The 15,043-nt window shown below is 75.9% G+C and carries 14 protein-coding genes; 8 read left to right on the top strand and 6 right to left on the bottom strand.

The features are described from left to right. Positions 1–21: 21 nt before the first annotated feature. Positions 22–957 (bottom strand): NADP-dependent oxidoreductase, encoded by a 936-nt coding sequence (locus ACI8AD_RS06420; protein ID WP_456869694.1) that lies wholly within the window; start codon positions 955–957, stop codon positions 22–24. Positions 958–1,108: 151 nt separating this feature from the next. Between ACI8AD_RS06420 and ACI8AD_RS06415 the strand changes: the two genes are divergently transcribed. Together ACI8AD_RS06415 and ACI8AD_RS06410 are read left to right on the top strand one after the other, a co-directional pair. Further along, positions 1,109–2,389: a glycosyltransferase gene (locus ACI8AD_RS06415; protein WP_456869693.1), complete on the top strand. Its 1,281-nt coding sequence runs from the start codon at positions 1,109–1,111 to the stop codon at positions 2,387–2,389. Further along, positions 2,386–4,386 (top strand): ArnT family glycosyltransferase, encoded by a 2,001-nt coding sequence (locus tag ACI8AD_RS06410; RefSeq protein ID WP_456869692.1) that lies wholly within the window; start codon positions 2,386–2,388, stop codon positions 4,384–4,386. The genes ACI8AD_RS06415 and ACI8AD_RS06410 overlap by 4 nt, the downstream gene beginning before the upstream one ends. On the opposite strand, the gene ACI8AD_RS06405 is transcribed toward ACI8AD_RS06410, so the two are convergent. Next, complete coding sequence (locus tag ACI8AD_RS06405; protein WP_456869691.1) at positions 4,352–5,482, bottom strand: LacI family DNA-binding transcriptional regulator; 1,131 nt, start codon at positions 5,480–5,482, stop codon at positions 4,352–4,354. The genes ACI8AD_RS06410 and ACI8AD_RS06405 overlap by 35 nt on opposite strands. A gap of 105 nt (positions 5,483–5,587) precedes the next feature. On the opposite strand from ACI8AD_RS06405, the gene ACI8AD_RS06400 reads away from it, so the two are divergent. The 6 genes from ACI8AD_RS06400 to ACI8AD_RS06375 all read left to right on the top strand — a co-directional run bounded on the left by ACI8AD_RS06400 (position 5,588) and on the right by ACI8AD_RS06375 (position 10,754). After that, the gene (locus ACI8AD_RS06400; RefSeq protein ID WP_456869690.1) at positions 5,588–6,748 is read left to right on the top strand and encodes an MFS transporter; all 1,161 of its coding nucleotides are present in this window, start codon (positions 5,588–5,590) and stop codon (positions 6,746–6,748) included. 58 nt (positions 6,749–6,806) lie between these two features. Next, positions 6,807–7,307: a hypothetical protein gene (locus ACI8AD_RS06395; protein WP_456869689.1), complete on the top strand. Its 501-nt coding sequence runs from the start codon at positions 6,807–6,809 to the stop codon at positions 7,305–7,307. A gap of 77 nt (positions 7,308–7,384) precedes the next feature. After that, positions 7,385–8,176 carry a DUF4097 family beta strand repeat-containing protein gene (locus ACI8AD_RS06390; RefSeq protein WP_456869688.1) on the top strand — a complete coding sequence of 264 codons (792 nt, stop codon included), beginning with the start codon at positions 7,385–7,387 and terminating at the stop codon, positions 8,174–8,176. Positions 8,177–8,187: 11 nt separating this feature from the next. Then, complete coding sequence (locus ACI8AD_RS06385) at positions 8,188–9,120, top strand: ATP-binding cassette domain-containing protein (protein ID WP_456869687.1); 933 nt, start codon at positions 8,188–8,190, stop codon at positions 9,118–9,120. Beyond that, positions 9,117–9,908 (top strand): ABC transporter permease, encoded by a 792-nt coding sequence (locus tag ACI8AD_RS06380; RefSeq protein WP_456869686.1) that lies wholly within the window; start codon positions 9,117–9,119, stop codon positions 9,906–9,908. Before ACI8AD_RS06385 ends, ACI8AD_RS06380 begins: the two co-directional genes overlap by 4 nt. Before the next feature lie 138 nt (positions 9,909–10,046). After that, positions 10,047–10,754 carry a DUF4230 domain-containing protein gene (locus ACI8AD_RS06375; protein WP_456869685.1) on the top strand — a complete coding sequence of 236 codons (708 nt, stop codon included), beginning with the start codon at positions 10,047–10,049 and terminating at the stop codon, positions 10,752–10,754. Between the two features lie 47 nt (positions 10,755–10,801). Here ACI8AD_RS06375 and ACI8AD_RS06370 read toward each other — a convergent pair whose 3' ends face one another. From ACI8AD_RS06370 to ACI8AD_RS06355, 4 genes are all read right to left on the bottom strand, one after another. Continuing rightward, positions 10,802–11,998, bottom strand: a complete 1,197-nt coding sequence (locus tag ACI8AD_RS06370) for an acyl-CoA dehydrogenase family protein (RefSeq protein WP_456869684.1) — start codon at positions 11,996–11,998, stop codon at positions 10,802–10,804. Positions 11,999–12,166: 168 nt separating this feature from the next. Beyond that, the gene (locus ACI8AD_RS06365) at positions 12,167–13,120 is read right to left on the bottom strand and encodes an HpcH/HpaI aldolase/citrate lyase family protein (protein ID WP_456869683.1); all 954 of its coding nucleotides are present in this window, start codon (positions 13,118–13,120) and stop codon (positions 12,167–12,169) included. Between the two features lie 107 nt (positions 13,121–13,227). After that, entirely contained in the window at positions 13,228–14,160 is a 933-nt protein-coding gene (locus ACI8AD_RS06360) for a DMT family transporter (protein ID WP_456869682.1), read from the bottom strand. Then, on the bottom strand, positions 14,157–15,026 hold the full coding sequence (locus ACI8AD_RS06355) for a PhzF family phenazine biosynthesis protein (RefSeq protein ID WP_456869681.1): 870 nt from the start codon (positions 15,024–15,026) through the stop codon (positions 14,157–14,159). Before ACI8AD_RS06355 ends, ACI8AD_RS06360 begins: the two co-directional genes overlap by 4 nt. Between the last annotated feature and the right edge of the window lie 17 nt (positions 15,027–15,043).

The following is a 15,043-nucleotide window of genomic DNA, read 5'->3' as shown; positions in this document are numbered from 1 at the left end:
CCGGTCCCCGTCGGCGCGACCTCAGAAGGTGACCACCAGCCGCCCCCGCACCCCGCCGGCGGCGAGCACCCGGTGGGCCTCGGGCGCCTCCTCCGGGGCGAAGGTTCGGGCCACCCGCAGCGTCACCGCGCCGGACTCCACCTGCTCGCGCAGCCGGTCGAGGGCATCGGCGTTCTCCGCGTAGTGCCGCACCCGCGTCGGGAAGGCCTCGACCCGGCCCGAGCCGTCGCCGCGGTACCCGCGGACGGTGGCCAGCCGCCCGCCGTCGCGGATCGCGGGCAGCACCAGCGCGTCCTGCACCGAGCCGTCGGCCAGCCCGTCCACGCCGTCGGGGAACTCCGCGCGGATCCGCGCGGCCACGTCGTCGCCGCGCCGGACGACGACGTCGGCGCCCAGGTCGCGCACCAGCTGCTCGTCGGCCTCGGCGGCGTCGGCGACCACGGTGAGCCCGTCGGCCTTCGCCAGTTGGACGACGTAGCCGCCGTACGCACCGGCCGCGCCGGTCACCGCCAGCACCGCGCCGGGCGCGAGGTCGAGGTGGTCGAGGGAGAGCCGCGCGGTGAGGCCGTTCATCGGCAGGGTGGACGCCGCGACGGCGTCGGTGCCGGCCGGCACCCGCGCCACCGACGCCGCCGGCAGCACGAGGTCCTCGCGGTAGCCGCCGTGCGCGCCGGTGGGCACGACGATGCCCATCACCACGTCGCCGACCGCCACCCGGTCGACGTCCGGCCCGACCTCGACGACCTCGCCGGCGGCGTCCATGCCGGGCACCCACGGCGGGGTCTTCACCGGGTCCCGGCCGGCGTAGGCGCCCTCGCGCAGGTGGGTGTCGGTCGGGCTGACGGCGGCGGCCCGCACCCGGACCCGCACCTGACCGGCACCGAGGGGCTCGTCGGGGACGTCGAGGACGGTGAGGGTCTCGGGCCCTCCGAACCGGGTCACTCCCACGGCGCGCACGACCGCAGACTAGAAGGACCCTCCTGCCCCCCGCCGCTCGCTCGCTCGCGACGGGACCCTGCAGGAGGGCCGTTCCAGCACGTCACCTCTCACAGCCGATCGGCAGCGCCCGTCCCGGGGCGGTCCAGCCGCGGGCCCGACGGTTCGAGGCATGCCACCGCTCCTGCACGGCGCGCACGACCGCGCCGGTGCCGGCGGCCGCGGACGGCCCGTCCTCGACGTCGTCGTCCCGGTGCACGACGAGGAGACCGACCTCGAGCCGTGCCTGCGCCGCCTGCACGCCCACCTGTCCGAGTCCCTCCCCTACCCGTTCCGCATCACGGTCGCGGAGAACGCCAGCACCGACCGCACCCTGGAGGTGGCGCACCGCGTCGCCGCCGAGCTGCCCGGCGTCGAGGTCCTGGCGATCCCGGAGCCCGGCCGCGGCGGCGCGCTGCGCACCGCCTGGCTGGGGTCGGACGCGCCGGTGCTCGTCTACACCGACGTCGACCTCTCCACCGACCTCGACGCCCTCCTCCCGCTGGTCGCCCCGCTCATCAGCGGCCACTCCGACCTGGCCATCGGCACCCGGCTGTCGCGCTCCTCGCGAGTGGTCCGCGGCCTCAAGCGCGAGGTCGTCTCCCGCGGCTACAACCTGCTCCTGCGCCGCACGCTGGCCACCTCGCTGTCCGACGCCCAGTGCGGCTTCAAGGCCATCCGGGCCGACGTCGCCGCGCAGCTGCTGCCGCTGGTCGAGGACACCGGCTGGTTCTTCGACACCGAGCTGCTCGTGCTGGCCGAGCGGGCCGGGCTGCGCATCCACGAGGTGCCCGTCGACTGGGTCGACGACCCCGACAGCCGGGTCGACCTCGTGCGGACCGCGCGGGCCGACCTGGCCGGCATCGCCCGGGTGCTGCGGGCCCTGGCCACCGGGCGGCTGCCGCTGGCGCGGCTGCGCGCCACCATCGGCCGGCAGCCGCTGCCCGACCCGCTGCCCGGCGTCCCCGGCTCGCTGGCCGCCCAGCTGGTGCGCTTCGCCGTCGTCGGGGTGCTCTCGACGCTGGCCCACCTGGTGCTGTTCGTCGTCCTGCGCGAGGTCGTCGCCGCCCAGCCGGCCAACCTGCTCGCCCTGCTGGTGACCGCGGTGGGCAACACCGCCGCCAACCGGCGGGTGACCTTCGGCGTCCGCGGCCGCCCCGGCGCCGCCCGGCACCAGCTGCAGGGCCTGGCCGTGTTCGCCCTCGCCCTGGCCCTCACCAGCGGGTCCCTGGGCCTGCTGCACCTCGCCGACCCCGCGCCGGCCCGCGCCGTGGAGCTGACCGTGCTCGTCGGCGCCAACGCCGTCGCGACGCTGCTGCGCTTCGTGCTGCTGCGCGGCTGGGTGTTCCGCCCCGACCGCACCCCCGGCACGGCCGGCGCCGTCGCCGCGCCCGAGATGGAGACCGCCCGATGACCGCCACCCTGCCGGCCGTGCCGGCCCCGCCCGCCGTCTCCGGGACGCCGGCGCGCCCGCGTGCCGGGCGGGCCGCCCGGCTCCTCCGCGGCGCACCGGCCGACCCGGGCTGGGTCCGCCCGGCGCTGCTCGGCCTGCTGGCGGCCACCGGCGTCCTCTACCTGTGGGACCTGTCGGCCTCGGGCTGGGCCAACGCCTTCTACGCCGCCGCGGCGCAGGCCGGCTCGCAGAGCTGGGAGGCGTTCTTCTACGGCTCCTCCGACGCGGCCAACTCCATCACCGTGGACAAGCCCCCCGCCTCGCTGTGGGTGATGGCGCTGTCGGTGCGCCTGTTCGGGCTGAGCTCGTGGTCGCTGCTGGTGCCGCAGGCGCTGATGGGCGTGGCCACCGTCGGGCTGCTGTACCTGGCGGTGCGCCGGGTGTCCGGCCCGGGCGCCGGGCTGGTCGCGGGCGCCGTGTTCGCGCTCACCCCGGTGGCGGCGCTGATGTTCCGCTTCGACGACCCCGACGCGCTGCTGGTGCTGCTCATGACGGCCGCGGCGTACGTCCTGACCCGGTCGCTGGAACGGGCCTCCACCGGCGGCCTGGTCGGCGTCGGCGTGCTGCTCGGGTTCGCCTTCCTCACCAAGACGCTGCAGGCGGTGCTGGTGGTCCCCGGCTTCGCGCTGGTGTGGCTGGTGGCCGCCCCGACGACGCTGCGCCGCCGCGTGCTGCAGCTGCTCGGCGCCGGGGTCGCGATGGTCGTGGCCGGCGGCTGGTGGGTCGCCGTGGTCGAGCTGGTGCCCGAGTCGTGGCGGCCCTACGTCGGCGGGTCGCAGACGAACTCGGTGTGGGAGCTCATCTGGGGCTACAACGGGCTCGGCCGGCTGACCGGCGAGGAGACCGGCAGCGTCGGCGGGGCCGCCGGCTGGGGCGAGACCGGGCTCGGCCGGCTGTTCGGGGCCGAGGTCGGCGGGCAGGTGGCCTGGCTGCTGCCGGCCGCGCTGGTGCTGCTGGCGGCCGGGCTGGCCGCCGTCGGCCGGGCGCCGCGCACCGACCCCCGCCGGGCCGCGCTGCTCACCTGGGGCACCTGGCTGGGCGTCACCGGGCTGACCTTCAGCCTGATGGCGGGCATCTTCCACGCCTACTACACCGTCGCCCTCGCCCCGGCGATCGCCGCGCTGGTCGCCGTCGGCGGTGCGCTGGTCTGGCGGCGGCGGGACCGGGTGGCGGCCAGGCTGGTCCTGGCGGTGACCACGGCCGGCACCGCGCTGTGGGCCTGGGTGCTGCTGGGCCGCTCGGCGGACTTCCTGCCCTGGCTGCGCTGGTCCGTCCTCGCCGCGGGCCTGGTGGCGGCGCTGGGACTGCTCGCCGTCGACCGGCTGGGGCGCGCCGTCGTCGCCGGGGTGCTGGCCGTCGGCCTGCTCGCCGGGGTCGCCGGCCCGGCCGCCTACGCCGTGCAGACCGCCGCCACACCGCAGACCGGCTCCATCCCCAGCGCCGGGCCGGCCGTCGCCGGGGCCGGGTTCGGCGGCGGCCCGGGCGGGGGCGCCCCGTTCCGCGGCGGGCAGCCCCCGGCCGGCGGGCCGGCCGCCCTCCCCGGCGCCGCGCCGCAGGGCACCGTCACCCGCGGCCCGGGGGGCGGGATGGGCGGCCTGCTGGGCGCCGCGGACGTCAGCGAGGAGACGGTCACCGCGCTGACCGCCGACGCGGACGGGTACACCTGGATCGCCGCCGCCGTCGGCTCGAACACCGCGGCGGGCTACCAGCTGGCCACCGGGCTGCCCGTGATGGCGGTCGGCGGGTTCAACGGCAGCGACCCCTCGCCGACCCTCGAGCAGTTCCAGCAGTACGTCGCCGACGACGAGATCCACTGGTTCGTCGGCGGCGGCACGGGGATGGCCGGCGACGGCGGCAGCTCGGCGTCGGCCGAGATCGCCGCCTGGGTGGCGGAGAACTTCACCGCCCAGACGATCGACGGCGTCACCGTCTACGACCTGAGCCGGCCGACGGGCTGACACCGCGGGAGGGCGCCGGGACCCCCGGGCCCTCCCGCGTCCAGCGGGTGGTCTCCCGCACCACCACCCGCCACTCGTCCGGCACCGGGTCCCCGGGCTCGAGGCCCAGCGCGACGAGGGCGCAGCGGGACCCCTGCCGGCGCAGCGACTGCGCGAGGGTGGTCAGCCCGGCGCGCCCGGCGGCGTCGCTGTCGTCCCAGCCGGTCACCGCCACGTCGCCGGGGGCGTCGAGTCCCGCGGCCGCCACGGCACGCAGCGCCCCGAGCGCGAGTTCGTCGCTCATCGCGGCGACGGCGTCCGGGCGGTGCGGGCCGCGGAGCAGCTCGGCGGTGAACGCCTCCCCGTGCCCGGCGTCGTTGACCGGGCAGACGGCGAACCGCAGCTCCTCGGGAGCGTGCCCGGCGCCGGTCCAGGCGTCGCGCAGGCCCTCCCACCGGTGCCGGGTGACCGGGAAGCGCACCGGCCCGACCGCCGGGCCGGCGAGCAGCCGGCGGGTCCGGTCCCGGTCGAGCGGGAAGCCGAGCACCACCGGGCGGCGCGCACCGGCGAAGGCCACCCGGCCGATCGCCGTGGCGGCGGCACGGTCGTCGATGCCGACCACCGGCAGTCCCCGCCGGTGCGGCCCGGCGTGGACCACCGCGGGCAGCCCGGTGTCGGCCACCGCGTCGAGCACCGGGTCGTCGTCGCTGGTGGTCCAGACGACGAAGCCGTCGACCACCGCCCGGGCGACCCGCTCGGGATCGCTCGGGGCCCCGGTGATCGGCACCAGCGTGAGCCCGACGCCCTGCGCCGCGCAGACGTCGGCGACGCCGGCGAGGAACCGGGCCGCCTGCGGGTCGTCGAACGCGTAGGCCAACCGCTCGCCGAGGACGACGCCGAGACTCCCGGCGCGGCCCCGGCGGAGCGAGCGGGCAGCCGGGTGGGGACCGGGGTAGCCCAGCTCCTCGGCCGCGGCCCGCACTCGGGCCGCGGCCTCCTCCGACACCCGTCCGGGCCGGGAGTAGACGTAGGACACCGTCATCGGGGACAGGCCCGCGGCCCGGGCCACGTCCCGCATCGTCGGACGCCGCGCCGGGTCGCCGCCGGTCCTGTCCACCCGTAGATTCTAGCTGTGTATCGATACACACGGCGGACAGCGGACCCGGCGTCCGAGGTCTCCCCGACCCCCGGACCGGACGCGGCGAGCGACTCCGGCCCCTTCGTGCGGGACGCACCGACCGTGGTCGCCTACGCGACGCTGGCCTGCTTCACCTTCTGGCTGTACGCCTTCGGGCCCGCACTGACCCTGCTGCGCGAGGAAGTGCACTTCTCCTACACCGTGCTGGGCCTCTACTCCGTGCTGTGGTCCGGCGGCGCCGCGCTGGCCGGCGCCGGGTTCGCGGTCGCCGCGCGCCACCTGCCGCGGGCCGCGCTGCTCTGGGGCTCGGCACTCGCCACCGTCGCCGGCGCCGCGCTGTTCACCCTCGCCTCCGGGATCGCCCCCACTCTCGTCGGCGCCGTGGTGCTGGGGGTGGCGGGGACGACCCTGCTGGCGGTGGTCCAGGCGGTGCTCTCCGACCGGCACGGTCCCCGGCGGGACCGGGCCCTGACCGAGGCCAACGTCGGTGCCGCGGCCTGTGCGGTGACCGCCCCGCTGGCCCTGGGCGCACTGGCGGGCAGCCCGGCCGGCTGGCGCGCCGCCTTCGCACTGCCGGCGGTCGCCCTCGTCGCCCTGTACCTGCGGTACCGCCGCCTCCCGCTGACGGCGGCCCCCCGGCCCCGCGGCGACGGAGGCGCGCCCACCGCACCCCGGACCCCGGGGCGGCTCCCCGTGGCCGGCTGGCTCTTCGCCGCGCTCACCGCGGTCGGCATCGCCGTGGAGTTCTGCCTGGTCTACTTCGGCACCGAGGTGCTCGTCGGCACGGGCCTGACGACCGCCGCGGCCGCCACCGCCCTCAGCAGCAACTACCTCGGCCTGCTGGTCGGCCGCCTCGCCGGCGCGGCGCTCACCCGCCGCCCCGGCCGGACCGTCGCGCTGCTGCACGTCTCGCTGGCGGTCACCGCCGCCGGGTTCCTCCTGTTCTGGCTGAGCGACCACCCGGCACCCGCCGTCCTGGGCCTGTTCGTCTGCGGGACGGGCATCGCCAACCTCTATCCGCTCTCGGTGGCCCTGACCCTGGGCGCCGCCCCCGGACAGGAGGACCGGGTCCAGGCCCGGACGCAGCTGCTCGGTGGCGTGGTCACCGCCGCCGCGCCCTTCCTCCTCGGCAGCCTCGCCGACGTCCACGGGCTCACCGTCGCGTTCGTGCTGGAGCCCGTGCTCATCGGGACCGGCGTCCTGCTGCTGCTCACCGGCCGCCGCGCGCAGGAGCGGCGGAGCTGACACCGCGCGACACCACGAGGACTTGCGCATGACGTCACAGTGGTGTCATCGTGACGTCATGGACCTGACGCCGTTCGTCGACCAGCTCCGCCGGGAGCTCGCGCTGGCCGCCGCACCGGGCGGTGAGGAGGCACAGGCCCTCGCCGAGCGGCTGACCGCCCCGCTGGAGTCCTCGGTCCGGCTGGCCCTGCTCAGTGCGCTGTCCGCGGCGGCGGAGGAGCTCACCGGTCAGCTGGCCCCCGGCTCGGTCGACGTGCGGCTGCGGGGCAGCGACATCGGCTTCGTCGTCACCCCGCCGCCGGACGCGGAGCCGCACGCGCCGGCACCCGAGCCCGGCGTCCCGGACATCGACGACGGCACCACGATCCGCATCACGCTGCGGCTGCCCGAGCCGCTCAAGGCCCGGGTCGAGGAGGCGGCCGCCCGCCTCGGCTCGTCGGTGAACACCTGGCTGGTCCGCGCCGTCAGCGACGCGCTCACCCGCGTCGAGCGCCCGGCGGGCGAGGCCCGCCGCTCCCGGTGGTCGTCGGGCCAGTCCTACACCGGCTGGGTCCGCTAGCCCCGCTCGCGCACACCCTCACCGCACCCCCGGCCGACCGGACGGGGGCCGACCCGGCACGCCCAGGAGGCGCCGCCATGCCCACCTTCGACACCCCCGACCCGATCAGCGCCCGCATCGACGTCGCCGCCGGCGGCGTCCGCGTCCGGGCCACCGACCGCGCGGTCACGGAGGTCACCGTGCGCCCCCGGAACGACCGCAGCAGCGCCGACGTGCAGGCCGCCGAGCAGGCGACGGTGAGCTGCGCCGACGGGCACCTGCTGGTCCGCTCCACCGGCCGCCCGCGGCTGCTCTTCCTCGGCTCCGGCGGCGAGGTCGACGTCGACGTCGTCCTGCCGGAGGGCTCGGCGCTCGACGTGCGGACGACCGCCGGCGACGTCTCCTGCTCCGGCCGGCTCGGTGCCGTCACCCTCGAGACCCGCTACGGCGACCTCCGGCTCGACACCGCGACCGGGCTCCGGGCGCGCACCAGCAGCGGCGGCGTCACCGCCGGCGCCGTGGACGGCGACGCGGTCGTGCGCACCGACTACGGCGACGTGCGGGTCGGCCGCACCGACGGCGACGCCCGGCTGCACACCTCCTGCGGCGACGTCACCGTCGACCGGGCCGCCGGCTCCCTGCTCGGCAGCACGAGGTACGGCAGGGTCCGCGTCGGCGAGGCGGTGCGCGGGTCGGTGGTGCTCGAGACCGCCTACGGCGAGGTCGAGGCCGGCGTCCCCACGGGCACCGCGGCCTGGCTGGACCTGCAGGCGGCCGCGGGCAGCATCCGCAACGAGCTCACCTCCGCCGACGGTCCCGACGACGCCGCCGGCACCGTCGAGCTGCGGGCCCGCACCGGCTACGGCGACATCCTCGTCCGCCGGGCGTGAGGGGACCTGCCGTGATCTCCGTCGCCGGACTCCGCAAGGCCTTCGGCTCCACCGTCGTCCTCGACGGGCTGGACCTCGCCGTGCCCGAGGGCAGCGTCTACGCCCTGCTCGGCCCCAACGGGGCCGGCAAGACCACCACCGTCGACATCCTCTCGACGCTGCTGCCCGCCGACGGCGGCGAGGTGCGCGTGGCCGGGCACGACCTGCACCGGGAACCGGACGCGGTGCGCGCCGCGATCGCGCTCACCGGCCAGTTCTCGGCGGTCGACACGCTGCTCACCGGCGCCGAGAACCTGCGGCTCATGGCCGACCTGCACCACCTGGGCCGGGAGGAGGGCCGCCGCCGCGCCGCCGAGCTGCTCGAGCGCTTCGACCTCGTCGACGCGGCCGGCAGGCCACCGGCCACCTACTCCGGGGGCATGCGCCGCCGGCTGGACCTGGCGATGGGTCTCGTGGGCCGTCCGCGGGTCGTCGTCCTCGACGAGCCGACGACCGGGCTCGACCCCCGCAGCCGGCGGGCGATGTGGGACGCCGTCCGCGAGCTCGTGGCCGACGGCGTCACGGTCCTGCTCACCACGCAGTACCTCGAGGAGGCCGACCACCTGGCCGACCGCATCGGCGTCCTCGACGGTGGCCGGCTGGTGGCGGAGGGCACCGCCGAGGAGCTCAAGCGGCTGGTCCCCGGCGGTTCGGTGCGGCTGCGCCTGCCCGACGCCGCCGCGCTCGAGCGGGCCCGCCGCGCCCTGGGCACCGGTGCGGCCGACCCGGCGGCACTGGTCCTCGAGGTCCCGGGCGACGGCAGCGTCCCCGCGCTGCGGGCCCTGCTCGACCGGCTCGACGACGCCGGCGTGGAGGCCGCCGGCCTGACCGTGCACACCCCCGACCTGGACGACGTCTTCCTGGCCCTCACCGGCCGGCCGGCCCCCGAGGAGGTGCCCTCGTGACGACGCTGGGCCTCACGCTGAGCGACTCCGCGACGATGCTGCGGCGCAACCTGAAGCGCGCCGCGCGCTACCCGGGGCTGACGCTCGTCGTGGCCGCGCTGCCGATCGTCTTCCTGCTGATGTTCGTCTACGTCTTCGGGGGGACGCTCGGCGCGGGGCTGGGCGGCCCGTCGGGCGGCCGGGCGGAGTACGTCACCTACGTCGTCCCCGGGATCCTGGTCCTGGCCATCACCGGGGGCGCGCAGGGGACGGCGATCGGCATCGCCATGGACATGACGGAGGGGATCATCGCCCGCTTCCGGACCATGTCGATCGCGCGGGCGTCGGTGCTCACCGGGCACGTCGTCGGCGCGGTGGTCCAGACACTGGTCGGCCTCGCGCTCGTCCTCGCCGTCGCGCTGCTGGTCGGGTTCCGGCCGGACGCGAGCGCGCTGGAGTGGGTCGCGGCAGTCGGGGTGCTGGCGATGACGAGCTTCGCGCTGTCCTGGCTGTCGGTGGCCATGGGCCTGTGGACGAGGACGGTGGAGGCGGCCAGCAACCTGCCCATGCCGCTGATGTTGCTGCCCTTCTTCGGCAGCGGCTTCGTCCCGGTCGAGTCGATGCCGGGCTGGCTGCGCTGGTTCGCCGAGCACCAGCCGTTCACGCCGCTGATCGAGACGCTGCGCGGCCTGCTCACCGGGACGGCGATCGGGTCGGCCGCCGCGCTCTCGGTGGCCTGGTGCGCCGGCATCGCCCTGGTCGGCTACGTGTGGGCCCGGGCGAACTACGAGCGCCGCCCGGCACGTTAGGACGACGCGCCGCCGCCCGGGAATGGCGGCGGCGCGCCCGACGCTTCCCGGATCGGCACCGTCCGCGCACCAGCACCGCCCCGGTCCAGCATCGCCCCGGTCGAGCACGCCCCCCTCCCCCGCCCCGAGAGGCCGCGCATGCCCACGCTGCTGTCGCCCCGCCCCGCCTCCTCCGCCTCGCCGCCGGCTCCGCGCCGTCGTCGCCGCGGCCTCCTCCGCCTCGCGGCGGCCGGTGCCGGCGCGGCCGTGCTCCTGCCGGTCGGGCTGCAGGTCGCCGGCTGGCTGCCCGAGGACCCCTTCGGGCAGGACGAGGTCGACCGGAGCACGACCCCGCTCCTGCTCGCCCTCGAGGACCTGCACGAGTACCACGCCGCGACGGGCGCCTTCCAGGTCGTCGTGGACCGGGAGGTGGACACCCGGTACGTGCCGTCGGCCATCAGCGGCGAGCGGGTCCAGCTCCTCGCGACCGGGACCGCGGACGCCTACGTCGACTTCTCCGGCCTGGACGCCGGCGCGGTGACCCTCTCCGACGACGGCACCGTCGCGACTGTCGAGCTGCCGGCGCCGCGGCTGGACGAGGTCCGGATCGACCCGGAGGAGAGCCGTGTCCTCGACCGGGACCGGGGGCTGGTCGAGCGGATCGGCGACGCACTCGGGGACGACCCGGTCGACGACAGCGAGCTCTACGCGCTGGCCGAGGACCGGCTCACCGCGGCGGCCGCCGAGAGCGACCTGCGCGAGCGCGCCGAGACCAACACCCGCGAGATGCTGACCGGCCTCGCCCGCTCCTTCGGCGTCGACGAGGTCGAGGTCCGCTTCGCGGAGACCGCCGACAGCGCCGGCTGACCGCACGGGCGGCCCGGGACCGCGGTGGTCCCGGGCCGCCCGTGCGGTCAACGGCGGAGGCCGTACTCCTTGAGCAGGCCGCGGCTGATGATCGTCTTCTGTATTTCGCTGGTGCCCTCGCCGATGAGCAGGAACGGCGCCTCGCGCATGAGCCGCTCGATCTCGTACTCCTTGGAGTAGCCGTAGCCGCCGTGGATGCGGAACGACTGGGTGGTCACCTCGGCGCAGTACTCGCTGGCCAGCAGCTTGGCCATCCCGGCCTCGACGTCGTTGCGCTGACCGGCGTCCTTGAGCCGGGCGGCGTTGACCATCATCAGGTGCGACGCCTCGACCTTGGTCGCCATCTCCGCGAGCTGGAAGGCGATCGCCTGGTGCTGGGCGATCGGCTTGCCGAACGTCTCCCGCTGCTGGGCGTACTCGACGGCGAGCTCGAAGGCGCGGATGGAGATGCCGCAGGCCCGGGCGGCGACGTTGACCCGGCCCACCTCGACGCCGTCCATCATCTGCGCGAAGCCGCGGCCGGGCTCGCCGCCGAGGACCATGTCCGCGCCGATGCGGTAGCCGTCGAACACCAGCTCGGTGGTGTCGACGCCCTTGTAGCCCATCTTGTCGATCTTGCCGGGGATGGTCAGGCCCGGGGCGACGGTGCCGAAGCCGGCCGGCTTCTCCACCAGGAACGTCGTCAGGTTCTGGTGCGGCTTCTCGGCGCCGAGGTCCGTGCGCACCAACGCGGCGACCAGCGTGGAGGAGCCGCCGTTGGTCAGCCACATCTTCTGGCCGTCGATGACGTACTCGTCGCCGTCGCGGACCGCCTTGGTGCGGATGCCGGCGACGTCGGAGCCCAGGCCCGGCTCGGACATCGAGAACGCACCGCGGACCTCGCCGGTGGCCATCCGCGGGAGGAAGTGCTCCCTCTGCTCCGGCGTGCCGTGCTGGCGGATCATGTAGGCGACGATGAAGTGGGTGTTGATGACGCCCGAGACGCTCATCCAGCCGCGGGCGATCTCCTCGACCACCAGCGCGTAGGTCAGCAGCGACTCGCCCAGGCCGCCGTACTCCTCCGGGATCATCAGCCCGAAGATGCCCAACTCCTTGAGCCCGTCGACGATCTCCTGCGGGTAGACGTCGCCGTGCTCGAGCTGCTGGGCGTGCGGGATGATCTCCTTGTCCACGAAGCTGCGGACCGTCGACAGGATCTCCTGCTGCACGTCGGTCAGGTCGGCGGTCTGTGCCAGTCGGGCCACGTCTGCTCCTCCGGGACTCCGGTGTCCGTGTTACCGGCGAGTATGGGCCACCCCCCGCTCACCGCCCCTGTGTCGCCGGTCACGACCCGGACGCGGCAGGCATAGGAAGCAATCCCCACGTCTCGGGGCCGGGAACGTGGGGAGAGCTTCCTATGCCTTGCGAAGCACCTAGGACTCCGGCGGGGTGAACGACGACGTGCGCGACATGCCGGCGGCGCGGCCCTTGCCGGCGATCACCAGCGCCATCTTGCGGCTGGCCTCGTCGATCATCTCGTCGCCGAGCATCGCCGAGCCCTTCTTCCCGCCGGCCTCCGACGTGTACCAGTCGTAGGCGTCGAGGATGAGCTCGGCGTGGTCGTAGTCGGCCTGCGACGGCGCGTAGATCTCGTTGGCGGCGTCGATCTGGCCCGGGTGCAGCACCCACTTGCCGTCGAAGCCGAGCACCGCCGAGCGCTTGGCGACCTCGCGGAACGCCTCGACGTCGCGCACCTGCAGGAAGGGCCCGTCGATGGCCTGCACGCCGCGGGCGCGGGCGGCCATGAGGATGGTCATGAGGATGTGGTGGAACGGGTCGCCCGGGTAGTCGGGGTGCAGCGCGCCGACCACCAGCGACTTCATGTTGATGCTGGCCATGAAGTCGGCGGGGCCGAAGATGATCGTCTCGATCCGCGGGCTGGCGAAGGCGATCTCGTTGACGTTGATCAGCCCCTGGGCGGTCTCGATCTGCGCCTCGATGCCGATCCGCCCGACCTCCAGCCCGTTGGCCTTCTCGATCTGGGTGAGCAGCAGGTCCAGCGCCGCGACCTGGGCGGCGTCGGCCACCTTCGGCAGCATGATGCAGTCGAGCTCGGCGCCGGCGCCCTCGACCACCTCGACGACGTCGCGGTAGGTCCACTCCGTCGTCCAGTCGTTGACCCGGACCGTGCGGATCCGCCCGCCCCAGCCGCCCTCGTTCAGCGCCGCGACGATGTTCTTGCGGGCTCCCGGCTTGGCCAGCGGCGCGACGGCGTCCTCGATGTCGAGGAACACCTGGTCGGTCGGCAGGCCCTTGGCCTTCTCCAGGAAGCGCGGGTTGCTGCCCGGGACGGCGAGGTTGGAACGGCGGGATCGGAGCTCGGCCACGGTGCCTCCAGTGGTGATCGTTGACCGGAGGGTAGTGACGGCCCGTCGGCCCCTCGCAGGGTCCCGCCACGAGCGGAGCGAGTCGTGGGGGGCGAGGGGGTCCTTCGTCAGGTGACCGGCTCGACCGGCGTGGGTGGCCGGCCGGCGCGCACCACCAGCGCCACCCCGGCGACCACGGCGGCGAGGCCCGGCAGCGCGAGCAGCGGCGGGGTCTGCTGCAGCAGCACCAGCGCCACCAGCAGCGCCCCGGGCACCTCGAGCAGCACCGCCAGCCCGACCACGGTGGGCCCGACCGTGGACAGCACCAGGTTGAGCAGCGTGTGCCCGAGGATCTGCGCGCAGACGGTGATCGCCGCGATCAGCCACCAGTCGCGGGCGCTGAACCCGGCGAGCGGGGTGGTGGTCACCAGCGCCGCGACCGCCAGCACCACCGCGCAGGTGGAGTAGCAGACGACGGAGTAGGCCGACGTCGCCAGCCGGGTGCGCGCCCGCGCGCCGGCCAGCATGTAGCCGCCGGCGCAGATCGCGCCGAGCAGCGCCAGCCCGTCGCCGGCCAGCGCCTCCAGGCTCACCGCGACGTCGACCCCGACGATGAGCGCCACGCCGACGACGGCCAGCGCCAGCCCGAGCCACACCTGCACGGGCAGCCGGACGCCGGAGACGCGCGCGGCCAGCGCCGTCCAGACCGGGGTGGTGGTGACCAGCGCCGTCGACGCGGCGACGGTGGTCATCGACAGGCTGGGCAGCCACGCGGCGAAGTGCGCGGCGAGGAACAGCCCGGCCACCACCGACGTCGTCAGGTCCCGCGGCCGCAGGCCGCTCAGCGTGCCCCGCTCGCGGCCGAGCAGCACCGGCACGAGCAACGCCGCGCCGGCGGCGTTGCGCCAGAAGGCGATCGCCAGGAACGAGGTGGTGACCAGCGCGGTCAGCGGCCCGGAGAACGAGATCCCGACGACGGCGACCGCCATCAGCCCGACGTCGCGGGCGCCCGGGCGGTGCACCGCCCACGGGTCGACCGCCGCCGTCGTGCCCGCGCTCACGGGACGCGGATGCGACCGGCCGCGACCGGTACCACCGCGCCGGCCACCGTGGCGGCCTCCGCCCGTCCGGCGGTGGCGGTGACCGTGCACCGCAGCACCGACGGGCGGCCCAGCGCCTCGCCCTGGCGCACGGTGTAGGACGACGTGCCGTCCGGTGCCAGCAGCCCGGAGGCGACCAGCCAGACGCCGGCGCCGAGCGCGGCCGACCCGGTGGCGGGGTCCTCGCTCCAGCGCAGGTCGTCGGCGAACACGCGGGCGTAGGCGGTCGAGGACGCGGCGTCCCAGCTCAGCACCGCCACCCCCTCCCCCAGGCCCAGCCCGGACAGCGCGGCGGGGTCGGGCGCGGCCTGGTCGACGACGCCGGGGTGCACGGCGAGGAAGGTCCACGGCAGCCCGCAGCCGGCCACCGACGCGGGCACGCCGACGGCGTCGGCGGCCGCCAGTCCCACCGCCTCGGCGAGGACCTCCGGGTCGGGCCCGTCCTCGATGGTCGGGCGTCCGCCGGTCAGGGTGGCGCCCTCCTCGGTGACCTCGATCGGCAGCACGCCGGCGCCGCACTCCTGGTGCAGCGTGCCCGCGGGCAGCCGGCCGGTGCGCACCAGCGTGTGCGCCGCGCCGACGCTGGGGTGCCCGGCGAAGGGCAGCTCGGCCCAGGGGGTGAAGATCCGCACCCGGTAGGACGCGCCGGGCTCGGTGGGCGCACAGAGGAACGACGTCTCCGACAGCGCGAACTCGTTGGCCAGCGCCTGGCACTGGGCGGTGCTCAGCTCGTCGGCGTCGAACACGACCGCCAGCGGGTTGCCCGCGAAGGCCCGCGGGGCGAAGACGTCGACGACCTCGTACTCCACGGAACCGGGGGCGGCCACCCGCCGACGGTAACCTC

This window comes from Geodermatophilus sp. SYSU D00766 (genome assembly GCF_054049915.1).
The sequence above is the reverse complement of the archived record's forward strand: the minus strand, read 5'-3'. Positions and strand labels throughout refer to the sequence as shown.